Source organism: Xanthomonas sp. NCPPB 3174, assembly GCF_056725205.1.
Window position 1 is genome coordinate 1130662 of record NZ_CM161517.1, and the last position, 21838, is coordinate 1152499.

Annotated in this window: 18 protein-coding genes; 14 read left to right on the top strand and 4 right to left on the bottom strand. The window is 63.8% G+C overall.

Going from position 1 to position 21838, the window contains the following annotated elements; all coding sequences use genetic code 11:
- Positions 1 to 20: 20 nt before the first annotated feature.
- The 12 genes from AC1PK7_RS05100 (at position 21) to AC1PK7_RS05155 (ending at position 16221) form a co-directional block, all read left to right on the top strand.
- Positions 21 to 1313 (top strand): adenylosuccinate synthase, encoded by a 1293-nt coding sequence (locus AC1PK7_RS05100; RefSeq protein ID WP_010340110.1) that lies wholly within the window; start codon positions 21 to 23, stop codon positions 1311 to 1313.
- Positions 1314 to 1452: 139 nt separating this feature from the next.
- Entirely contained in the window at positions 1453 to 2688 is a 1236-nt protein-coding gene (locus AC1PK7_RS05105) for a DUF1444 domain-containing protein (protein ID WP_481100060.1), read from the top strand.
- Positions 2689 to 3086: 398 nt separating this feature from the next.
- Entirely contained in the window at positions 3087 to 5201 is a 2115-nt protein-coding gene (locus tag AC1PK7_RS05110; RefSeq protein WP_481100061.1) for a GGDEF domain-containing protein, read from the top strand.
- Positions 5202 to 5308: 107 nt separating this feature from the next.
- Positions 5309 to 5572, top strand: coding sequence for a YlcI/YnfO family protein (locus tag AC1PK7_RS05115; protein WP_481100062.1), 264 nt, complete (start codon positions 5309 to 5311; stop codon positions 5570 to 5572).
- A gap of 6 nt (positions 5573 to 5578) precedes the next feature.
- Positions 5579 to 5887, top strand: a complete 309-nt coding sequence (locus AC1PK7_RS05120; RefSeq protein WP_481100063.1) for a type II toxin-antitoxin system RelE/ParE family toxin — start codon at positions 5579 to 5581, stop codon at positions 5885 to 5887.
- A 190-nt stretch (positions 5888 to 6077) separates the two neighbouring features.
- Entirely contained in the window at positions 6078 to 6968 is an 891-nt protein-coding gene (locus AC1PK7_RS05125; RefSeq protein WP_481100064.1) for a restriction endonuclease, read from the top strand.
- Between the two features lie 91 nt (positions 6969 to 7059).
- The gene (locus tag AC1PK7_RS05130; protein WP_481100065.1) at positions 7060 to 7590 is read left to right on the top strand and encodes a MarR family transcriptional regulator; all 531 of its coding nucleotides are present in this window, start codon (positions 7060 to 7062) and stop codon (positions 7588 to 7590) included.
- 51 nt (positions 7591 to 7641) lie between these two features.
- The gene (locus AC1PK7_RS05135; RefSeq protein WP_481100066.1) at positions 7642 to 7854 is read left to right on the top strand and encodes a helix-turn-helix domain-containing protein; all 213 of its coding nucleotides are present in this window, start codon (positions 7642 to 7644) and stop codon (positions 7852 to 7854) included.
- Positions 7851 to 10766 carry an ATP-dependent helicase gene (locus AC1PK7_RS05140; protein WP_481100067.1) on the top strand — a complete coding sequence of 972 codons (2916 nt, stop codon included), beginning with the start codon at positions 7851 to 7853 and terminating at the stop codon, positions 10764 to 10766. The genes AC1PK7_RS05135 and AC1PK7_RS05140 overlap by 4 nt, the downstream gene beginning before the upstream one ends.
- Positions 10766 to 12532 (top strand): site-specific DNA-methyltransferase, encoded by a 1767-nt coding sequence (locus tag AC1PK7_RS05145; RefSeq protein WP_481100068.1) that lies wholly within the window; start codon positions 10766 to 10768, stop codon positions 12530 to 12532. Before AC1PK7_RS05140 ends, AC1PK7_RS05145 begins: the two co-directional genes overlap by 1 nt.
- Complete coding sequence (locus AC1PK7_RS05150; protein ID WP_481100069.1) at positions 12522 to 15206, top strand: TnsA endonuclease N-terminal domain-containing protein; 2685 nt, start codon at positions 12522 to 12524, stop codon at positions 15204 to 15206. The genes AC1PK7_RS05145 and AC1PK7_RS05150 overlap by 11 nt, the downstream gene beginning before the upstream one ends.
- A gap of 739 nt (positions 15207 to 15945) precedes the next feature.
- On the top strand, positions 15946 to 16221 hold the full coding sequence (locus tag AC1PK7_RS05155; protein ID WP_481100070.1) for an XAC0095 family protein: 276 nt from the start codon (positions 15946 to 15948) through the stop codon (positions 16219 to 16221).
- 54 nt (positions 16222 to 16275) lie between these two features.
- On the opposite strand, the gene AC1PK7_RS05160 is transcribed toward AC1PK7_RS05155, so the two are convergent.
- The 4 genes from AC1PK7_RS05160 to AC1PK7_RS05175 all read right to left on the bottom strand — a co-directional run bounded on the left by AC1PK7_RS05160 (position 16276) and on the right by AC1PK7_RS05175 (position 18295).
- The gene (locus AC1PK7_RS05160) at positions 16276 to 16860 is read right to left on the bottom strand and encodes a hypothetical protein (protein WP_481100071.1); all 585 of its coding nucleotides are present in this window, start codon (positions 16858 to 16860) and stop codon (positions 16276 to 16278) included.
- Between the two features lie 64 nt (positions 16861 to 16924).
- Positions 16925 to 17347, bottom strand: a complete 423-nt coding sequence (locus AC1PK7_RS05165; RefSeq protein ID WP_267119292.1) for a hypothetical protein — start codon at positions 17345 to 17347, stop codon at positions 16925 to 16927.
- 78 nt (positions 17348 to 17425) lie between these two features.
- Positions 17426 to 17686 (bottom strand): hypothetical protein, encoded by a 261-nt coding sequence (locus AC1PK7_RS05170; RefSeq protein ID WP_481100072.1) that lies wholly within the window; start codon positions 17684 to 17686, stop codon positions 17426 to 17428.
- Between the two features lie 147 nt (positions 17687 to 17833).
- A complete protein-coding gene (locus AC1PK7_RS05175; RefSeq protein WP_481100073.1) occupies positions 17834 to 18295 on the bottom strand; it encodes a GNAT family N-acetyltransferase in 462 nt (153 codons plus the stop codon).
- Positions 18296 to 18518: 223 nt separating this feature from the next.
- Here AC1PK7_RS05175 and AC1PK7_RS05180 point away from each other — a divergent pair, with 223 nt between their 5' ends.
- Together AC1PK7_RS05180 and AC1PK7_RS05185 are read left to right on the top strand one after the other, a co-directional pair.
- Positions 18519 to 19160, top strand: coding sequence for an HD domain-containing protein (locus AC1PK7_RS05180; protein WP_481100074.1), 642 nt, complete (start codon positions 18519 to 18521; stop codon positions 19158 to 19160).
- 127 nt (positions 19161 to 19287) lie between these two features.
- Positions 19288 to 21804 (top strand): excinuclease ABC subunit UvrA, encoded by a 2517-nt coding sequence (locus AC1PK7_RS05185; RefSeq protein ID WP_481100075.1) that lies wholly within the window; start codon positions 19288 to 19290, stop codon positions 21802 to 21804.
- The last annotated feature ends 34 nt before the right edge of the window (positions 21805 to 21838 follow it).

A 21838-nucleotide genomic window follows, 5' to 3' on the forward strand; every position in this document is an offset into this window, starting at 1 on the left:
AAACCAGGAGTTACCCAGCCATGGGTCAGTCAGTTGTCGTGCTCGGCGCCCAGTGGGGCGATGAAGGCAAAGGCAAGATCGTCGATCTGCTCACCGAGGAAATCGGTGCCGTCGTGCGTTTCCAGGGCGGCCACAATGCCGGCCACACCCTCGTCATCAACGGCAAGAAGACCGTCCTGCACCTGATCCCGTCCGGCATCCTGCGCGCCGACGCGCTGTGCCTGATCGGCAACGGCGTGGTGATCTCCCCGGCCGCGCTGCGCAAGGAAATCGAAGAGCTGGAGACCTCCGGCGTGGAAGTGCGTTCGCGCCTGAAGATCTCGCCGGCCGCGCCGCTGATCATGCCGTACCACATCGCTCTGGATCAGGCCCGCGAGAAGGCCGCCGGCGGCAAGGCCATCGGCACCACCGGCCGCGGCATCGGCCCGGCCTACGAAGACAAGGTGGCGCGCCGCGGCATCCGCGTCGCCGACCTGCATTACCCCCCGCAGCTGGAAGAGCTGCTGCGCACCGCGCTGGACTACCACAACTTCGTGCTGACCAAGTACCTGGGCGTGGAAGCGGTCGACTTCCAGAAGACCTTCGACGAAGCGCTGGCCTTCGGCGAATACGTGCAGCCGATGAAGTCCGACGTCGCCGGCATCCTTCACGACCTGCGCAAGCAGGGCAAGCGCGTGCTGTTCGAAGGCGCGCAGGGCGCGCTGCTGGACATCGACCACGGCACCTATCCCTATGTCACCAGCTCCAACACCACCGTCGGCGGCGCGCTGGCCGGCACCGGCGTGGGCGCGCAGGACATCGACTACGTGCTGGGCATCGCCAAGGCCTACGCCACCCGCGTCGGCGGCGGCCCGTTCCCGACCGAACTGGACGACGAGATCGGCCAGGGCATCCGCGATCGCGGTGCCGAGTACGGCGCTTCTACCGGCCGCCCGCGCCGCTGCGGCTGGATGGACATCGTCGCGCTCAAGCGCGCGGTGGCCATCAACGGCATCTCCGGCCTGTGCATCACCAAGCTCGACGTGCTCGACGGCATGGAGAAGCTGAAGGTGTGCATCGCCTACGAATACCGCGGCAAGCGCACCGAGTACGCACCGCTGGACGCGCAGGGCTGGGAAGAGTGCACCCCGGTGTACCTGGAGTTCCCGGGCTGGAGCGAGAACACCCACGGCATCACCGTGTGGGACGAACTGCCGCCCGCCGCCCGCGCCTACCTGCGCGCGCTGGAGGAACTGGCCGGCTGCCCGATCTCGATCGTCTCCACCGGCCCGGACCGCGAGCACACGATGGTGCTGCAGGATCCGTTCGCCTGATCCTGGCGCGCGCTGCGGCGTTCAGCGAAAGCCCCGCCTTGGCGGGGCTTTTTTGCGAGAGGATGGTGGGCCAGCAGCCACCCGCGCGATAGGCGTGCGACGGCGCGTTGCACGCACCCGACTCCAAGGAAGATCGCCGATGTTCAATGGCCTGTTCGACATGCTGTTCAACCGCAAGCCGCCGGGGCCGGATGCGTTCGCCCGCTTGTTCCTGGAGGCGTTGCAGGCGCGCGGCTATACCGAACCCCTCACGTACCAGCCGGACGCGTTCCGCCTGGTCGGCCAGAACGGCCGCACCATCCATCTGCACAACGCTTACCACTCCTACACCCAGGCCGACCGGCGCAGGCGCGACGAGGCGCTGCACAGCTATGTCGCCGCCTTCCTCAACGAGCAGGAGGAAAGCCGCCAGCAACGCAGCTTCGAGGTACTGCGCGCCACGCTGATGCCGGTGATCCGCAACCGCGGCATGTTCGAGGACCTGCGCCTGGAGCAGCAGTGCGAGAAGGGCATGGACGTGCCGTTTCCCTATGCCTGCCGCGACATCGCCGAGGATTGCGTCGAGTTGCTGGCGCTGGACCTGCCCGATTCGACCTCCACCCTGATCGCCGGGCCGCGGGCGGAGTGGGGCATCACCCTGGACGAGGGGTTGGCCATCGCCCGCGACAATCTGCGCGACGCCACCGAGGATCGCTTCGCCGAAGTCGCTCCCGGCGTGTTCCGCGGCGCCTGGTACGACGCCTACGACACCAGCCGCGCCTTGTTGCCGGATGTGCTGCATCGCGCGCCGGTGGCGGGGCGTCCGGTGTTCATGCTGCCCACGCGCGATTGCCTGCTGGTGGTCGGCGAGCGCGACCACGTGGCCATGGCGCTCATGCTGGAACTGAGTCTGCAAGCGGCCGAGCACGGTCGCTGCATCTCCTGGCTGGCCTTCACCTATGACGACGCGCGCCGCATGGTGCCGTTCGCCCTGACGGCGCCCGAGCACCGGCAGCGCCAGGCCGACCTGCGGCGGAGGCTGGATACGCCCGCCTACGCCGGCCAGAAGGCGCTGCTCGACAGGCTGCACGAGGCCAACGACGTGGATGTGTTCGTGGCTTCGTTCAACGTCTACCAGGACCGCAACGACAGCACGCAGCAGGTGTCGGTCGGCACCTGGACCGAGGGCGTGGACACCTTGCTGCCCAGGACCGACCACATCGCCTTCGTCGTCCCGCGCGACGACGGCGAAGCCGACGTGACCGTCGCCGAGTGGGAGCCGGCGTTCGCCCTGCTCGGCGACCTGATGGAGCGCCAGCCGAACCTGTATCCGCCGCGCTACCGTGTGCGCGCCTTCCCCAGCGCGGAGCAGTTGCGGCAATTGCCGCCGGTGTGAATGCCGGCGTGCGGGGTGGTGCCGTGGCGAAGAGGGCATATGTGCAGGATCGCCTCGTGTCGCAAAGCTGCACGTCTCGCGCCTGAGTGCCCTCGGGCGGTGCGTCATGTGCGCTACGTGGCTTCCCGCATGAGATGGGGCTCAAGAATCCGGCTGCCCAGCCGATAGCAGCGCACGGATCGGCGTCGCTGCACATCGGCAGCGACACGCGGGGAACCAGATTGCGACGGCAACTGCCGCGCCCAGGGCTCCGGCGTGCGCCGCGGCATCTTGGGGAGAACGCAGTGCGCAGTCGCTTGGTTTGGCAGTCGCTCGGGGCGCTGCTGTGGTGGGGAGTGCTCGTGCCGTGCGTATCGGCACAGACAGCGGCAGCGCCCGCATGTGCGCCGGCGCAGGCGTTGCCCGCATGCGTGGCGGCGGTGCGTGCCGACAACCCGGCGGCCGCATTGCGCATGGGTATGCCGGCCTGGGACGCCGCCGCCGACAAGCAGGGCCTGGTGCCCCTCGGGCTGGAACTGGTGGATGCGGCGTCCGCCGCCGGCAAGCCGGAGACCGTGGTCGCCCTCGGCTCGGCCCTGCTCACCCAGCCGTTGTCGCCGCTGCAGCGGCTTCGTTTGTTCAAGCAACTCAACGGCGCCATCTGGCAGCCGCGCGACGCCGCCCGCATCGCCGAACTCGAAGCCGACCTGCAGCGGTTGGAGAAGGAACTGCCGGACGACCCGCATATCGCCGAACTGTGGCGGCAACTGGCCGCGTCCTACTACCGGATGGGTGCGCAGGACGACGCCCTGCGCGTGGCCCGGATCGCGTTGTCGAAGGTGCGCAAGCATCCGGACCTGGTGGAATACAACGCCAACCAGATCATCTTCATCGTGTCCTCGCAGCAGGGGCGCATGCCCGACGCGATCGCCGCCCTGCTCGAGGTCGAGCGGTTGGGCAAGGCGCTGGGCAAGCCGGACGACGCCGCCATGCTGCACAACGCCACCGCGGTGTTCATTTACGCCCACGAATGGGAGAAGGCGATCGCCTACGGCCAGCGTGCGCTGGCCGCCTACGACGCCAAGCCGCGCAAGGGACTGCCACGCGCAGCCGTGCTCGGCAATCTGGGCGCGGCCTATGAAGGTGCCAACGAACTGCAGCGCGCCGAGGCCATCTACCGGCAGGCGCTGGCGTCGGCGCGCGCCGATGGCAACGCCTCGCTGATCGGTCCGCTCAACAACCTCGCCAACGTGCTGTCCAGCCAGCATCGCCCACAGGAAGCCTTGCCCTTGCTGCGCGAAGCGGCTGCACTGCTGGAGAACGCGGCGCACACTGGCGATCACGGCGACAACGGCGAAGGCGCCATCGTTTATTCCACCCTCGGCGCCGCGTTGGCCGATCTCGGCCAGCGCGAAGCCGCCGCCGACGCGTTCGCGCGTTCGCGGCAATTGTTCGCGCAGTCGGACAACGTGACGCGGCGCTTGGAACTGTACCCGCGCATGATCGACAACCTCGACGCGCTCGGCCGCGACCGCGAGGCGCTGGCGCTGATGCGCGAATACAAGGCGGTCAACGACGAGGCGGTGAACGTCGAATCCAAGACCCGCATCGCCGAGCTCGAATCGGCGGTGGACCTGGCGCGCAAGAAGAGCGAGCTGGCCGCGCTCGGCCGCACCCGCGCCGCCGAACAGGCCGCTTACGCGCAACTGCAGGCGCGCGAACAGCGCCAGCGCAGCGTGCTCTACGGCCTGCTCGCCGCACTGCTGGCGCTGGCCGGGTTCTTCCTGCTCAAGGTGCGCGAAGGCCGCGTGCGCCGGCGCATCAACGCCGAACTGGCGCGCAAGAACGACGAGATCCAGACCCAGCACCGCGAACTGGAACAGCTCACCGCCACTATCCGCCGCCAGAGCGAAGAGGACGCCCTTACCGGCCTGCGCAACCGCCGCTACGTCACCGCCTGGTTGCAGGCACGCGAGGCCGCGGCGACGCCCGAGCGCACGCAGGAGCCGCTGCTGATCGCGCTGCTGGATATCGACCACTTCAAGCGCGTCAACGACCTGCACGGCCACGAAGGCGGCGACCACGCCCTGATGCATCTGGGCGACTTGTTGCGCGAGTGCGCACGCAGCTCGGACATCATCGCCCGCTGGGGCGGCGAAGAATTCCTGTGGATCTGCCCCGGCGGCACCCTGGCCGACGCCCCGCGCCTGTTCCGCCGCCTGCGCGAACGCCTGCAGGCCGACCCGCTGCTGCGCCCGAGCGGCCGCATCGCCCTCACTGTATCGATGGGCGTCAGCCTGTTCCCCGCCCACCCCGGCGGCGACTGGCCGCTGAGCCTGCGCATCGCCGACGCCGCGCTTTACCGCGCCAAGCATGCCGGCCGCGATCGGTGGGTGGGGTTGACGTTGGAAGGTGGGGCGACTGACCTCGGCGCCGATGTGTCGCTGGAGGCGCTGGAGGCAGAGGGGCGGTTGCGGCAGAGCGGGGGTGGCGGCGATGGGGTGGTGTTTGTGGTGGGGCAGGGGGTGGCTTGAGGAATTGGCCTGGCGATTCGAGTGGCGCCCACACGAGTTGGTTCTTGGTTGAAGACATTGCGTCCGCCTGTCATCATGCGTTGCAATTGCAACGCATGAGGTGTCGCATGAAGTCAGCATCCCTACCTTCGCTCCGGGTCGATCCTGCGCTGCGCGAGGCCGCCGAGGCGGTGCTGCAAAAGGGCGAAACCCTGTCCAGCTTCGTCGAGCAGTCCGTGCGCGCCCAAGTTCAGCTGCGACAGCAGCAGGACGCGTTTATCGCGCGCGGCCTGGCATCGCGCGATAGCGCCCGGCAGTCGGGCCGCTACATCGACGCGAAAGACGTGCTGGCTGGGCTGCAGTCCCGGCTGGATGCGGCCCAGAAGGGCTAAGGCAGCGTGGGATTCACCGTCCGCTTCACGGAGGAAGCGCGCGAAGACCTCTCGCGCCTCTACGACTGGCTGCTGCAACGCGCAGAGGGCGATTTCACCGTGGCCGAGCATGCGCTGCAGGCCATCCGAGACGGCATCACCGTGCTTGAACTTGCGCCGTTGAGCTGCCGCAAGGCAGGCCCAGGGGATCCATTTCTGCGCGAGTTGGTGATCGGCTTTGGCGCCAGCGGCTATGTGCTGCTGTTCGAGATCGAGGACAGCCAATGCGTCACGGTGCTGGCGGTTCGGCATCAGCGCGAAGACGACTATCACTGACTTACGTGGCGGGCTGTGCGTTACCGACCTGCTACTTATTGAAGACGCTGAGAACCGAAGATATGAGCCCGCAGATGCCTTCGCTTCGACAAAGCGAGTGCGAGGCAAAGCGTGGCCGGAATCTCGCAAGGCGTGAAGGCGGCTATCATGCCCGCGCCCCGCGCCAATACACCGGAGACATGGAGAGCCGATGGCCAACATCACCAAGCGCCGCAAAGGCGAACTGATCCGCATGCTGTTCCAGATCCTCAAGGCGCAGCCGGAGGGGATGCGGGCCAGCGATGCGCTGGAGGTGCTGGCGAAGCAGGTCACGATGACCGAGTACGAGGCAGGGGACTACCAGACCGGCGGCCGCCGCTTCGAGAAGATCGTGCGCTTCAGCACCGTGGCGCCGGTGAAGGCCGGTTGGATGGTCAAGGACAAGGGCATCTGGACCCTGACGCCCGATGGCGAAGCTGCCTTGCAGGCCTATCCCGACCCCGAGCAATTCACCCGTGCGGTCGGCCAGCTCTACCGCAAATGGAAGAGCGCCCAGCCGGACCCCGTGGAGGACGACGAAGGCGAGGAAGAACTCGGTGAAGGCTCGGCCACCATCACCCTGGAAGAAGCCGAGGAGATGGCATGGACCGAGGTCGAGGCATACCTGGCGGCGATGCCGCCGTACGATTTCCAGGAACTGGTCGGCTCGCTATTGAAGGCGATGGGCTACCACGTCGCCTGGATCGCCCCGCCCGGCAAGGACGGCGGCACCGACATCATCGCCTACAACGACCCGCTCGGCACCCGGCCGCCGCGCATCAAGGTGCAGGTCAAGCGCAACGCGAACTCTCCGCGCATCGACGTGATGGGCCTGCGCAGCTTCATGGCCGTGCTCGGCGAGGGCGACGTGGGCCTGTTCGTGGCCTTGTCCGGTTTCACCAAGGATGCGGACTACGAGGCGCGGCAGTCGCATCGCCGCATCAGCCTGATCGATGCGCGCAAGCTGCTGAGCTTGTGGACGACGCACTATGCCCAGCTCGACGACATCGCCCGCGCGCGTTTGCCGCTCAAGCCGGTGTGGTTTCTTGCTGGGGGTGAGTGATTGGTTGATGCTGCAGACATTTCGATTTGTCGCTTGAAATAGCATCTTTGCTAAGTCAGTATTCGCTATTCGCGAATAGCGAATACGAGCCGTGGACCTGAAACCCCAAGAACTGCTGGTGCTGCTGAAGGTTTGTGCCCATCCGGAGCGAAAGTTCACCTTCGCTGCGCTTGCGCAGGAGTTGTTCATGAGCGCGGCGGAGGTCCACGCTAGCGTCAAGCGGGCCACGGCTGCCGGATTGGTGAACGAACGGGGCAGGGGGGACTGGCTGCCGATCCACTCGGCGTTGCAGGAGTTCCTAGTTCATGGCGCCCGTTACGCGTTCCCAGCCGAGATTGGTTCGGTCAAGCGGGGTGTGCCGACTGCGCACGGTGCCGAGCCACTTGCGAGCCTAACGCATGTTTCGGATGACACGCCTGTATGGGCGCATCCCAAAGGCTCGGCCAAAGGCCCGTCGGTCTCGCCGATCTATCGCACTGCGCCGCAGGCGGCGCTTGCCGATCGAGCGTTGTACCGTCTGCTGGCCGTCTTGGATGCATTGCGGATCGGGCGGGTTCGGGAGCGAGAACTTGCCATCCAGATCCTGTCCGACACGCTGAAGCTGCTTGATGCAGCGGCCTGATTCCAGCCTGCCGCATCTTGATGTGATCACCGAAGTGTTATGGGAAAGACGATGAGCGACTGCCCCAGCGAAATGCTCAATATTGAGGAGCTAGCAGCCAATTTGAATGCAGGCGAGCACTTGGTCTATCGTCGTGTGGCGAGCAGAAAGCTCGCAGCCGTCAAATTGAGAGGGGTGTGGCGCTTCCGGCGCGGCGATCTGGATCAGTGGATCGTCAGCCGCATGGACAAGGCGATGGCGGATGATGACGGGGAGGCTGAATGATCATCAGCGCTGCCGCCCTTCAATCCAAGGCGAACCCGCAACAGCTTGAGGCCATCCTTGCCACCGATGGCCCGGTGCTCATCATCGCTGGGCCTGGTTCCGGCAAGACTTTCACGTTGGTCGAGCGCATCGTCTACCTTGTAACGCAGAAAAGCGTCGCACCGGAGTCGCTGTTCGTCGTCACTTTCACCGACAAGGCAGCGCGCGAGCTGACCACGCGTATCTCGAACCGTCTGACCGAGATGGGCATCAAGTTCAACCTGAATGAGATGTACCTGGGCACTTTCCACTCCATCTGTCTCCGGCTGCTGGAGGACTTCCGCGAGTTCACTCGGCTCAAGCGCAGCTTTACGCTGTTCGACCAGTTCGACCAGCAATACTTCCTGTACCAGCGCATCAAGGACTTCCGCGAATTGCCCGACGCTCAACTTGTCATGGGCGACGACCAGTCGGGGCGCTGGGCGCAGTCGGAAAACCTGCTCAAGTGGCTCAACAAGGTCAGTGAAGAGGCGCTCGACGCCGCCACGCTGGCAGCGGCCTCAGAGACAGAAATCCGCGCTCTGGCTGCGTGCTTCGCCAAGTACCAGGAGCTGCTGCACGAGAACAACTCGCTCGACTTCTCGGGCATCCAGTACGAGGCGTTGCAACTGCTGAAGAAACACCCCGAAGTGCTGGCGCAGGTACGCGAAAAGCTGTCATATCTGATGGTGGATGAATATCAGGACACCAACACCATTCAGGAGCACATCCTGCTGCTCCTCGCGGGCGAGAAGAAGAATCTTTGCGTGGTGGGCGATGACGACCAGGGCTTATACCGCTTTCGCGGAGCCACCATCCGCAATATTCTGGAGTTCCCTGCGCTGTTCGACGGTGGCCAGTGCAAGCAGGTCAAGCTGACCGTCAATTACCGCTCGCACCCGGACATCATCCGCTTCTACAACGAGTGGATGAAGGAGCAGATGTGGGACGACGGCACACGTGCCTTCCGCTTCGCCAAGCAGATGCTGCCGCGCGAGGGCGACTTCCCTGACATGCCCACAGCGGTTCGGCTGGCCGCCAGCGACGCCAAGGGCGAGACCACCAACTGGCATGCCGAGGTGCTGGCTTTCCTCAATGGGCTCAAGGCGTCGGGCAAGCTTACGGACTGGAATCAGGTGGCTTTCCTGTTCCGCTCGGTGAAGAACGACAAGGTAGTGGCGCTGGCGCGCTTTCTAGAAACCGAGGGTGTACCCGTGTTCTCGCCCCGATCAAACATGTTCTTCGAGCGCGAGGAGATCCGTCTGATGATCGGAGCACTGATCTTCCTGTTCCCGCAGTTCCCCAAGGTGCGGGCATGGGCAGAAGGCGTCCAGCTAGACATCTGGGAGTACTACGACCAGCTCTGCTTCAAGCTCTTCACCGACGAGCTGCGTAAACCGGAGAACAAGCCGCTGCTGGATTGGGCGCGCCCTTTAGCCAAACGGCACGCCATACTCACGCAGAACACCGACTACGCCTTCTCCGGCCTGTTTTACCAACTGCTCAAGTTTCCGCTATTCTCGCGCTTTCTCACCGAAGAAGCTGCGCAAGGCGTTGACAAGGGGCGCGCGGCACGCAACCTTGGTACCTTCTCCAAGCTTCTCACCAAGTTCGAGTACCTGCATTTCGTCAGCGTATTGAACCCGGAGTGGCTGGAGAAGAACATCCGCGACCTGTTCAACCAGTTCCTGCGCTTTCTTCAGGATGGCGGCATCGGCGAGTACGAGAACGAATCCGAGTACGCGCCCAAGGGCTGCGTGTCGTTCCTCACCATCCACCAGTCGAAGGGGCTGGAGTTCCCGATCGTCGTCTGCGGCTCGCTGGAAGCAGTACCGCGCAAGCAGTACGGCGCACTCGACGTGCTGCTGGAGGATGGCGGCTACCTCTCGAAGGAGCGCTTCGAGCCGCTCGACCACATCAAGAACTTCGACTTTTCGCGGTTATTCTACACAGCCTTCTCGCGCGCGCAGAACCTGCTGGTGTTGGCGGCGCAGGAAAAGCAAGGCCGGGGAAAATCGCCCTCGAAGTATTTCGAGCGCCTGTTCTACGAGGTGCCGAACTGGCGTGATGTCGATCTGTCGGCGCTGACCTATGAGTCGGTCAAGCAGATCAATCTCAAGCGCGAATACTCGTTCACGTCTGACATCACCGTGTTCGAGAACTGCGCCGAGCAGTACCGCTTCTTCAAGGAACTGGAGTTCGCCGCCATCCGCGAAAGCCCGATGCTTTTCGGTACCTTAGTGCATCAAACTATCGAGGACATCCACAAGACTGTGCTGCGCGGCGAGGAAGGCAGCATCACCCTCGACAGCATCAAAAGCTGGTTCGCGGTCAACTACGCCGTGTTGTCAAAGAAGGAGCGCGTGTACCTTGCGCCCAGCTCGCAGCAGGCGGCTTTGCTGCATGTGCTTCGGTACTACGAGCGCGAGAACGGAAATTGGGATCGCATCAGGGAGGCGGAGGTGGAGATTTCGCTGGTCAAGGACCGGTACATCCTCAAGGGTAGCGTCGACCTGATTCGCGGCGAGCACGACACGGTCGAGATCATCGACTTCAAATCAGAGAAGAAGCCCGACATGGAGAAGGATCGGGATCGGCTGCGCCGGTATCAAAGCCAGTTGGAGGTGTACGCCCATCTGGTCGAGGAGCGCACCGGGCATAAGGTCAGCCGTATGCACCTCTACTACACCGGCGAGGACAGTGCGAACCCTTACGTCTCCTTCAGCAAAGACGACCGCGCCATCGGCAAAACCATCGCGCGCTTCGACGACATCGTGGCGCGCATCGAGCGTCAGGACTACGGCATCACCTCGCGCCCGGCGAAGCTGTGTCAGAACTGTGATATGCGCGCCTACTGCGATAGCAAGAACTGGAAATTCAGGAATAGCGATTGATGAGCAAGAGCACACACTTGCAGGAAAGCCTGCAACTGGCTACAGCCGATGGCGGCACCGCCAACGTTGAGAAATATGAGTTCGAACCGATCAAGGGCTACCCGATGCTGAACTGGCGCGGCAAGCGCCCGTTTACCTCGACGCACTACTACCCGGCACAGTTGAAAGAAGTCCACGGGGAGGAAGTGGATGGCTGGCGCAACAAGATCTTCTGGGGTGACAACCTTCAGGTGATGAGCCATCTGTTGAAGTTATATCGGGGAAAAATCAAGCTCATCTACATTGATCCACCATTTGACTCGGGTGCTGATTATAAGATGCGCATCAGCCTGCGTGGTCAGATGGTCAATGGTGACAACGCATTCTTCGAGGAGAAGCAGTACACCGATTTGTGGACTAACGACGAGTACCTTCAGTTCATGTTCGAACGCCTAGTTTTGCTTAAAGAACTTTTGGCGGAGGATGGTACGTTCTATTTGCATTGTGACCCAACTCGAGGGCATTACATCAAGATCCTTCTTGATGATGTCTTCGGTCATTCCAAATTTCGGAATGAAGTTGTTTGGACATATAGCGGTGGCGCAGTTCCCGACACCGATTTCCCTCGAAAGCACGATACGATCTTTAGATATTCGAAAGGGGCGACGTGGACTTTCAATACCGTCTATCGACCTTATAACGAACTCACGGCAAAGCGGATGCAGTCGATTCACAAGGGGGTGAAAGTTGATGTGGATCGGGGTACCCCGATAACTGATTGGTGGACTGACATCAAGGTTCCAACAGGCCCGAGGAATCAGGAGAAATCAGGCTACCCGACCCAGAAGCCCCTAGCTCTTTTGGAGCGGATCATTTCCGTTTCATCCAATCCAGGTGATATTGTGCTTGACGTTTTTGCTGGCTCTGGGACGGCGCTTATCGCAGCGCAAAAACTTGGCCGGCGATTCATCGGAGCAGACATTAATCTTGCTGCCATTCAAACGACGACAAAACGTCTCCTGAATGCAGCAAGTCCAACGCAGCTCAATTTGGAGGAAGAGGAAGCTGCTTCGGGCGGCGATGGTTGTGGTTTTGAAATTTTCAACGTCAACCACTACGATATTTTCCGTAATCCGGCTCAGGCTAAAGAACTGTTGATTGAAGCTCTGGAAATCCAGACGTTGGAGTTTAGCACCGTGTTTGACGGCGAAAAGGACGGGCGCATGGTCAAGATCATGCCCGTCAACCGCATCGCCACGCGAGCTGACCTGAACGAATTGATCCACAACTTCGACCAGAAAGCATGGCAGCACCGGCACAACGAGCACCCGAACCGACCAGTCGAGAAGATCACCCTCGTCTGCATGGGCCACGAGCCCACCTTGCGGGCGGAGCTGGAACTAGCCGCCAAGCCTTTCAAAATCGACGTGGAGGTGGTGGACATCCTGCGCGACAAGGCCGATCTGGAATTCAAACGCGATTCTCAGGCCAAGGTGTCCATCAAGAATGGCGAGCTGGTCATCGATAAGTTCTATCCGATGAACCTGCTGCAAAAGCTCTCCCTGCAGAAAGAAGCGGTCGCCGACTGGAAGGAGCTGGCCGAGTCCGTGCTTATCGACTGGAACTATGACGGTGCGGTGCTGCAACCGGCAGTGGTTGACATTCCGGGCAAGAGCCAGCTGGTCAAGGGCGCGTACAAGGTGCCCGATGATGCGGGCACCATCCGCGTTAAGATCACCGACCTGCTATCAGAGTCGTGGGAAGGGAGCGTAGCGAATGGCGACTAAAAGCGCAGCCAAATCAGTGGGCGCGTCGCTTGACTTCGCCTTCTTTCAGTTTCTCTGGCAGTTTTATCAGGCTAATCGGGGTGCAGTCCGCCAACACTACAAAGAGCTGACGCGTAAGTTCCTTGACTTCAATAATCCGGATCGCAACCCGAAGGCTTTTTTGCGCGAGCCACAGTTCGAGGCGCTAGAAACCTACGTCTTCCTGAAGGAGTTTCTCGGAAACGCCAAGGTTGAGGAAGTCTTTCAGCAGTGGTTCGAGAGGCAAGGCCGCTTTGCCGATCGCGCCGAGGGCGGCGTGGTATCTGGCAGTACGGGCCAAGTTGGTCTGTTCGACAAGATCACGCAAGATCAATATAAGGCAGTGTTCGCGGCTATGCGCAAGAACTCGCGTGCCTACCCTAACTATATCTTTGCGTTAACGATGGGCACCGGCAAAACCATCCTGATGGCGACATGCATCTTCTACGAGTTCCTGCTAGGCAACAAATTCGAGAAGGACGCACGCTACTGCCATAATGCGCTGGTGTTCGCGCCCGACAAAACCGTGCTGCAATCGCTGAAGGAGATCGAGGCGCTTGACCTTACCCGCGTGGTGCCGCCGGAGTATGTTAACTTCCTGACCACGCACCTGCGATTCCACTACCTCGAAGACGCCGGCACCTCGCTGGACACGCTAGATCGCTCACGCTTCAACATCATCGTCTCAAATACCCAGAAGATCATCCTCAAGCGCCAGCGCAAGGAGAAGACTCCTGTTGACAAGCTGTTCGCCGCGAAAAAAGAGACGCTTTCGGCCAGCGGCGTCTATGCCGACGCCGCCGATCTCTACAACTTCGACCAGCCGGAAGAAGAGGGCGAACTAACTACCAACCAACGTTTCGAGAAACTGCGCCGGCTGGAGCAGCTGGGCATCTATGTGGACGAGGCGCATCACGCCTTCGGCAAGGCGCTGGCCAAAGACATGGGCGTTGGCGCAAAGGAAACCGACACCAGCCTGCGCACTACCATAGACATCCTCGCCGCGAGCCTGAGCGCGGCTGGCACGCGCGTGGTGGCCTGCTACAACTACACGGGCACGCCCTATGTCGGGCGTGAGGTGTTGCCGGAAGTAGTGTACGCATACGGCCTGAAGGAAGCCATAGACAAGGGCTTCCTTAAGAAAGTGACGCTGCATGGTTACGCCAACACGCGCACCGATGAGTTTGTGGACATCGCCATCGAGAGCTTTCTGAAAGAATCGGGGGGGCTGCGCCCGGAGGGATTGCTGCCCAAGCTAGCCTTCTTTGCGGCCACCATCGACGAGCTGACTGGCGAGCTGCGCCCAGCGGTGGAGCGTGCGCTGCTCAAGCGCGGTCTTCCGATCTCGCGCATCCTGGTCAACGTGGGCGACGACAAGCTCACCACCAATGACGACATCCGCGAGTTCAACCGTCTCGATACCGAGAGCTCGGAAAAGCAGTTCATCCTGCTGGTCAACAAGGGGCGTGAGGGCTGGAACTGCCGCTCCCTGTTCGGCGTGGGCCTGTTCCGTGAGCCGAAGTCCAAGGTGTTCGTGCTGCAAGCCACCATGCGCTGCCTGCGCGCCATCGGGCAAGCCCAGCACACGGGCCACGTTTTCCTCTCCCACAGCAACCTCAGCACCCTAAACGAAGAGCTGCTACAAAACTTCCACATCAGCGCCGACGAACTGCAAAAGGTAGCCAAGGACAAAGAGCGAGTTGAAATTCGCGTGGTTGAGCCCCCGGTCAAGATAAAGCTGGTGCGTGTGCGCAAGCAGTACCAGATGCGTGAAAAAGCGCTCGCGCATGGCCAAGCCTTAGGGCTTGATCGCACCAACAAGGAGGCATGGGGTGCGCTGGTCGAGAAGTACCGCCTTATCGAAACGCAGCAGGACGGGCTGACGGCCGCTGACGCGGCCCGCGCTTCGGGTAGCCGTACTTTCGACCTAACCGACCGGCGCGAGAAGCGCACGTTTTCCCCGCTGACGCTAGTTGCCGAAGTGTCGCGCTACCTCAATCGCACCCCACTAGAGATCGAGGAGCTGCTCGATGCCACGAAGGAAGGCACCGACGAACTCGTGGCCATCACCAATGAGTTCAACGAACTGCTCTACGACGAGATCATCCCGCGCTTGTTCCGTCAACTCTACGAACTAGACGAGTCGCAACAAACTGAGGAGCACGAGGTCGATCTGATCAAGTTGCCCCCGAGCGGCTATTACGAGGTGTCGGCAGCTAAGGACAAGATCGTCCGAATGCACGACGCTCGCATCAACGACGAAGAGCGCGCCAAGAGCTTCCACCTCGATACTTACTGTTTCGATTCTGGCTCGGAGAGTTGGTTGTTCTGGGATCTGCTCCGTGAGCGACGGGTGAAGAAGATTTACTTCACCGGAATGCTTACCCATGGGCAGTCCGACTTCTTCATTCAGTACATTGATCCAGACTCGCGCTCGGTGCGTAGTTACTATCCAGATTTCATTTTTCAGCGGGAGGAGGTAGACGGTAGCATGAAGTTTGTCATCGTCGAGGTCAAAAATGACTCTCAGATCGAAGACGCGGTGGTGCAAGCCAAGAAGGACTTTGCTCAGCAGATCGCAGTGGCCAGCGGCATGGAGTACCGCATCTTAAAGTCATCAGATGCGGACAGGCGAAACTTTCGAATGCTGCTGTAAATGGTTGGAAAATAAAATGGCGATGGCGAGTCAGAGAGCAATGGTGGGTGTAGCCGGCGCGACATGAATATCTGTTGCGCAAAGTTGTAGCTGGACGCTGCCTTCGTGTGCCATCACGTTGAATTCATGTGGTAGCGGCGTGTGACTAGGATTGATAGGAGGAGAGGCGGCTTCGGTCTCGGTCGGTCTACCGCTTTGTGCCTGAATAATGCTCTCTTTGTTGGCGGTGGAAGACGTGAATCACTGTTTGAGATTGACGGTAAACCCCCACTGTTTTTCTGCTTCGCCAAGCCCGCTCAGGATTAACTCGATGCGCTTTGAAGTCTGCTCGAACCGATGCAGGTGGCGGTCAAGGCTTACGGCGGCGTGCACTATCGGTAGGTCTGCATGGCAGATTCTTTGGAGTAATGCGTGTACAGCTCTGACTTGCGCCGATTGCCGTTTGCCATTTGATATAACGGGCTAATAACGCGACTTGACGCGTCGTGTCGTTGGTAGCAAGATCGCCTCACGGAGCCTAGAAACTCCGCTTACAGCGGTACCCACCTCCGACAAGCCGGTGGGTTTTTTGTGCCTGCATGCTTTGTGGGTGCATGCCGACGCGATCTCTGCGTCGGGAGGGCGGTGAATACAACACCCGCGAGGGGAATAAGCCCGCCGGCTGTAAGCGGTTTCTAGCCTCCCGACTTCCCGTCCGCCATGGCGGCGGACGGCCACTTCATGGATGGAGGCGGCGGCGATGTCGGACGGCAACGTGGATTTCGAAGCGACAGGTTATTTTCTGCCGGAGGAGAGTCAGTTCCGGCTGGTGCGGTTGGGCGAGCACATCCGGTTCCTGGCGAGGCTGGCCCGCCCGCGCAGTGCGGACGAGGAGCGCGAGATCGCGGCGATCGCGCGGACCGGCGAGTTGTCGGCGTGCATGGAGCTACTGGCCGAGCAGGTGGAGATGGTGCTGCGCGAGATCTCGTGGCCGGGGTTGCAGCAGTCGTCTTATGCGCCGCGGACACGTCGATAGCGAGTCTGTACAGGTTTTTTATGTTGCGTTGGTGCCTCGCCCACCACAGTCAGTTCAGAGCGCGTGCGCCATCGGCCGTATCAGCTGTTCCTGTTCGCCCGTTGAGTGATACCGCAGTGCCTCGGTGCGTTCCGGCGAGAGCATGCGGTTGTCGATGCCCGGTTCGAGGCGTCCGGGGAAGCGCTGCACGGGCACGTCCATCAGTTCGCCGAAGGTGCGGTAGGCGGAGTTGCTGTTGACGGTTTCGCCGAAGACCTTGAAGCCGTAGTTCGGATAGTCGCGGTCCTGTGCGTTGAGTTCCGGCACGGCGCGCACCGCGGTATTCCAGCGCTCCAGGATTTCGTGCTTGTCGCCTGTGGCCACCGTGCGCGCCGGCTGGTCGTCGCGGATGTAGGTGGTGCTGTCGACCTTCTCGCCGATGGAGCGGGCAAAGGCAGGATCGTGCGGGTGGTGCCAGGCGCGCAGCGAGTGCCGGGTGGCGTCGGTGCCGATGGGGATGGCCTGGCCGGTCTGGCGATCGGTGGCCAGGCCGTGCAGTTCCGCCACGGCCTTGCCGTGTTCGTCGCGCAGTACCCAGAAGGCGTGGCCGGCGATGCCGATGACACCGAGCGAGCGGGCTTCGATGGCGTAATTGGGCATGGTCGTGTCCTTCCTTGGTCGCTGTGATGGCGCGGGGATCAGAACCGCCGTGTCCTATTCGGGCTCAATGCGGTTGCGTGGCGACGCAGCGAACCAGTGCGGTCTTGAGATCCTGCATCGCCTGGTCGACGCCCAGGTCGACGAAATAGGCGCCGGCGCCCTTGAGGGCGAGTTTGGCCTGGCTCGCGCCCGGCGGCCGCTCCAGGCGCAGGCGAAAGCCGCTGCGGTTCGTTTCGGGGAAGTAACCCGATTCCAGGATGCCTTTGGCCGGATCTTCGCGGGTGACCTTGGGCCAGGAACTGCTGGTCTCCGACAGGGTGGCGATGCTGGATTCGGCGCAGTCGAACAGGCGCTGGTTGGGCAGGTCGGCCGGGATGCTCAGCACCGCCGAAGCCATGGGCGTCTTGCGGGCGGCGGCGGGCATGCTGCAGGCGCTGGCGACCAGCGCCAGGCCGGCGAATTGGGCGATGCGGTGCCATGCCGTCATGAGGACGTTCCTTGCGTGGGCGGTGGCGAGCTTCCTGCTCGGCGCATGCTGCCGGATGCGCTGGATGTTGCTGCGCGGTCAGCGCCGCGCGCGGCGCCAGGCGATCAGGGCCACGGCGGCCAGGGCGGCGACGGTGCCGACCGCGGCCACCTGCGCCGCGCGCTTGGCGCGTTGTTCGCGAAGGCGCAGCGCTTCCGCGTCGGCGTCGTCGGCAGACAGCGGCGAGCGGTACACGCTGTGCGCGGCGGCGCGGCCGGAGATGGCGGCACGGCGCGCGGGCGGGGTCGGGGCGCTGTCGGTGGCGGTGTCGTCCACGGCGTGGACGGTGTCGGTGATCATGGTGGGTTGCATCCTCGGCGCTGCGTTCATGCGTGTCTGTCGATCGAGCGGTCGGTTGGTGGCTGACGCCCTATCTTTCCAAGCGCCACGTTAACGCGGCGCGGGGGAAAAGTAATGTGCAGACGCCCGGGTCCCGCTGGCGTTGGCTCAGCCGACCTGGCGGACCATCAGCAACACGCGGCTGCCGTAGGAATCGGCTTCCTGCACGGGCTGCCAGCCGTGGCGGGCGTACAGGCCGCCGTCCAGATGCTCGGTCTGCAGGTGCAGGGCGCCCAGGCTGAGGTCCGCGGCGTCGGCGAGGGCATGGGCGAGCAGGCGACCGGCGATGCCGCGTCCGCGGTAGGGATCGGCGACGTACATGCCGCCCAACCAGTACGGGTATTGCGGGAAGGCGTCCATTTCCCGGTATTTCAGCTGCACGGCGGCGATCAGGTCAGGGCCGTCGAAGGCCGCCAGCACGCGCGGCAGGCCGTGCGCATCCGGTGCGCGCTGGAGCTGGCGCAGTTCGTCGTCCAGCGAGAAACCGGCCTCGCGGCCCCAGGCCGCGTGGTACCAGGCGGCGATCTGCGGCAGTTCCGGGGCGTGCTGGTCGAGATGACGGACGTCCATGTGCGGGCGTTGCGGTGATAGGAGAGCAGGCAAGTGTAAGCGGGGAAGGAGCTTCGACCAGGGCAGGGCGACATGGCGGCCCGCGTCCATGCGATCTGTCGGCCGATCACGCAGGCAACGCTTGCACGCGCGGCTCGAACGGCGGCCTTGGCTACGCGCGTCTCCACGCGCTCACGTCGGCAAGTTTGGCGATAATGCCGGCCTGTTCCGTCAGGATCGCCGCATGACCGCTCTCACCGAACGTTACGCGCGCGCCGTGGATTATGCGCGCATCGCCCACGCCGGCCAGTTCCGCAAGGGCGGCACGGTGCCATATCTGAGTCATGTGCTGGGCGTGTCGACGCTGGTGCTGGAGGCCGGCGGCGACGAGGACCAGGCGATCGCGGCGCTGCTGCACGACGTGGTGGAGGATTGCGGCGCCGGGCACGAGGCGGTGATCCGCGCGCAATTTGGCGAGGCGGTGGCGGACATGGTGATGGCCTGTACCGACGCCACGGCCGAGCGCAAGGCGGTGCCGGCAGACGTGCCCGCCAAGCGCCGCGACTGGCGCATCCGTAAGCAGGCCTATCTGGCGCATCTGGCCGAGGCCCCGGACGCGGTGCTGCTGGTGTCGGCCTGCGACAAGCTCTACAACGCGCGCAGCATCGTCGCCGACCTGGAAGACCCCGACGTCGGTGCCGCGGTGTTCGAGCGCTTCACCGCCGGCCGCGACGGCACGCTGTGGTACTACCAGGCGCTGCATGCGATCTATGCCGAACGCGGCGTGGCGGTGCTGCGCGCTTTCGACAGCGCGGTGATGCGGATGCAGGCGCTGGCCACGCGTGCCGAAGATGCCGATACGCTGACGGCGCCCGCGTTGAGCTGAGACTTGCGTCGCCGGCGACGGTGCGCCTTCGCCGACGACCGAGCGCGCTGCAGCGCGATGGCCGCGACACGCCCATGGCGGCCGACCGGCTAAGCTTGCGCGCTCCTTCGCGTTGCCGGTCCTGCCCATGTCCACGCCTCCCGCTTTCGCCGCTTCCGGCTTCGTGCGCGTCCGCGGTGCGCGCGAGCACAACCTCAAGGACGTGGACGTGGAACTGCCGCGCGATGCGCTGGTGGTGTTCACCGGCGTGTCAGGTTCGGGCAAGTCGTCGCTGGCGTTCGGCACGCTGTTCGCCGAGGCGCAGCGGCGTTATCTGGATTCGATCTCGCCGTATGCGCGGCGCCTGATCGACCAGGCCGGCGTGGCCGACGTCGACGCCATCGATGGCCTGCCGCCGGCGGTGGCGCTGCAGCAGCATCGCGGCGCGCCAAGTACGCGCTCGTCGGTCGGCAGCGTCACCACCATCTCCAATTCCTTGCGCATGCTGTATTCGCGTGCCGGCACCTATCCGCCCGGGCACGGCATCATCCATGCCGACGGCTTCTCGCCGAACACGCCGGCCGGCGCCTGCCCCACCTGCCACGGGCTGGGCCGCATCTACGACGCCACCGAGGCGTCGATGGTGCCGGACCGTTCGCTGAGCATCCGCGAGCGGGCGGTGGCGGCGTGGCCGCCGGCCTGGCACGGGCAGAACCTGCGCGACATCCTCACCGCGCTCGGCCACGATGTCGACGTGCCGTGGGCGAAACTGCCGAAGAAGACCCGCGACTGGATCCTGTACACCGACGAACAGCCGACCGTGCCGGTGTATCCCGGCTTCAGCCTGGCCGAAACCCAGCGCGCGCTCAAGCGCAAGCAAGAGCCGGCGTACATGGGCACCTTCAGCAGCGCGCGCCGCTACGTGCTCCACACCTTCGCCACCACGCAGAGCGCGCTGATCAAGAAGCGCGTGGCGCAGTACCTGATCAGCACTGCGTGCCCCAGTTGCGACGGCAAGCGCCTGCGCCGCGAGGCGCTGTCGGTGACCTTCGCCGGGCTGGACATCGGCGAGCTGTCGCAGCGCCCGCTCGGCGAGGTGGCAGAGCTGCTGCGTTCCGCGGCCGAGGGACGCCTGCAAGGCCGCTCGCGGCATCCGGAACAGGCGCTGGCCGCGCAGCGCATCGCCCAGGATCTGCTGGCGCGGATCCAGGTGGTGGAGGCGCTGGGCCTGGGCTATCTGACCCTGGAGCGCAGCACGCCGACGCTGTCGCCCGGCGAACTGCAGCGGCTGCGCCTGGCCACGCAGATCCGCTCGCAGCTGTTCGGCGTGGTCTACGTGATGGACGAGCCGTCGGCGGGCCTGCATCCGGCCGACACGCAGGCGCTGCTGGGTGCGCTGGACCAACTCAAGGGCGCGGGCAATTCGCTGTTCGTGGTCGAGCACGAGATCGACGTGATCCGCCACGCCGACTGGATCGTCGATGTCGGCCCGGGGGCTGGCGAGCATGGCGGGCAGGTGCTGTACAGCGGGCCGCCGGCCGGACTGGCGCAGGTCAAGGCCTCGTCCACGCGCCGCTATCTGTTCGCCGAACCGCAGGCTGCTGCGCAGGCGCCGCGAACGCCCGAGGCCTGGCTGCAGTTGCGCGAGGTCAGCCGCAACAACGTGGTCGCGCTGGACGTCGACATCCCATTGGGCGTGTTCACCACCGTCACCGGCGTGTCCGGCTCGGGCAAGTCCTCGCTGGTCAGCCAGGCGCTGGTGGAATTGCTGGGCACGCAATTGGGCCAGGCGCCGGCGGAGGCGGAGGAGGAACTGGATCCGCTGGAGCGCGGTGCGCGCCTCGCCACCGATGGCTACATCGCCGACGGCCTGCAGCATGTGCGGCGGCTGGTGCAGGTGGACCAGGCGCCGATCGGGCGTACGCCGCGCTCCAACCTCGCCACCTACACCGGCTTGTTCGACCACGTGCGCAAGCGCTTTGCGGCCACGCCGGCGGCGCGCAAGCGCAAGTACGATGCCGGGCGCTTTTCCTTCAACGTGGCTAAGGGCCGCTGCGAGACGTGCGAAGGCGAGGGCGCGGTGAGCGTGGAACTGCTGTTCATGCCCAGCGTGTATGCGCCGTGCCCGACCTGCCATGGCGCGCGCTACAACGCCAAGACGCTGGAGATCGAACTGCGCGGCCAGAACATCGCCCAGGTGCTGCGCATGACCGTGGCGCAGGCGCTGGACTTCTTTGCCGACGATGCGGCGATCGCGCGGCCGCTGCAGGTGCTGGTGGAGGTGGGCCTGGGCTATCTGCGGCTGGGCCAGCCGGCCACCGAGCTGTCCGGTGGCGAGGCGCAGCGCATCAAGCTGGCCAGCGAGCTGCAGCGTGCGCAGCGCCGCGGCACCGTGTACGTGCTGGACGAACCCACCACCGGCCTGCACCCGGCCGACGTGGACACGCTGTTGCGGCAATTGCACGGGCTGGTGGAGGCGGGCAACACCGTGGTGGCGGTGGAGCACGACATGCGCGTGGCCGCGGCCAGCGACTGGATCATCGACATGGGGCCGGGTGCGGGCGGGGCAGGCGGCAAGGTCGTGGCGGCGGGCGTGCCAGCTTTGGTGGCGCGACAGGCCGACAGTCGAACCGCGCCGTTCCTGGCAGCGGAGTTGGCAGGGTGATCGGGCTGCTGCAGTGAGCGCCTGTCGCCTGATG

Excerpts from the sequence above, each read along its gene's own strand:
- AC1PK7_RS05100 (WP_010340110.1), top strand. The coding sequence starts at position 21 with ATGGGTCAGTCAGTTGTCGTGCTCGGCGCCCAGTGGGGCGATGAAGGC.
- AC1PK7_RS05105 (WP_481100060.1), top strand. The coding sequence starts at position 1,453 with ATGTTCAATGGCCTGTTCGACATGCTGTTCAACCGCAAGCCGCCGGGG.
- AC1PK7_RS05115 (WP_481100062.1), top strand. The coding sequence starts at position 5,309 with ATGAAGTCAGCATCCCTACCTTCGCTCCGGGTCGATCCTGCGCTGCGC.
- AC1PK7_RS05125 (WP_481100064.1), top strand. The coding sequence starts at position 6,078 with ATGGCCAACATCACCAAGCGCCGCAAAGGCGAACTGATCCGCATGCTG.
- AC1PK7_RS05135 (WP_481100066.1), top strand. The coding sequence starts at position 7,642 with ATGAGCGACTGCCCCAGCGAAATGCTCAATATTGAGGAGCTAGCAGCC.
- AC1PK7_RS05140 (WP_481100067.1), top strand. The coding sequence starts at position 7,851 with ATGATCATCAGCGCTGCCGCCCTTCAATCCAAGGCGAACCCGCAACAG.
- AC1PK7_RS05145 (WP_481100068.1), top strand. The coding sequence starts at position 10,766 with ATGAGCAAGAGCACACACTTGCAGGAAAGCCTGCAACTGGCTACAGCC.
- AC1PK7_RS05150 (WP_481100069.1), top strand. The coding sequence starts at position 12,522 with ATGGCGACTAAAAGCGCAGCCAAATCAGTGGGCGCGTCGCTTGACTTC.
- AC1PK7_RS05155 (WP_481100070.1), top strand. The coding sequence starts at position 15,946 with ATGTCGGACGGCAACGTGGATTTCGAAGCGACAGGTTATTTTCTGCCG.
- AC1PK7_RS05160 (WP_481100071.1), bottom strand. The coding sequence starts at position 16,860 with ATGCCCAATTACGCCATCGAAGCCCGCTCGCTCGGTGTCATCGGCATC.
- AC1PK7_RS05165 (WP_267119292.1), bottom strand. The coding sequence starts at position 17,347 with ATGACGGCATGGCACCGCATCGCCCAATTCGCCGGCCTGGCGCTGGTC.
- AC1PK7_RS05170 (WP_481100072.1), bottom strand. The coding sequence starts at position 17,686 with ATGATCACCGACACCGTCCACGCCGTGGACGACACCGCCACCGACAGC.
- AC1PK7_RS05175 (WP_481100073.1), bottom strand. The coding sequence starts at position 18,295 with ATGGACGTCCGTCATCTCGACCAGCACGCCCCGGAACTGCCGCAGATC.
- AC1PK7_RS05180 (WP_481100074.1), top strand. The coding sequence starts at position 18,519 with ATGACCGCTCTCACCGAACGTTACGCGCGCGCCGTGGATTATGCGCGC.
- AC1PK7_RS05185 (WP_481100075.1), top strand. The coding sequence starts at position 19,288 with ATGTCCACGCCTCCCGCTTTCGCCGCTTCCGGCTTCGTGCGCGTCCGC.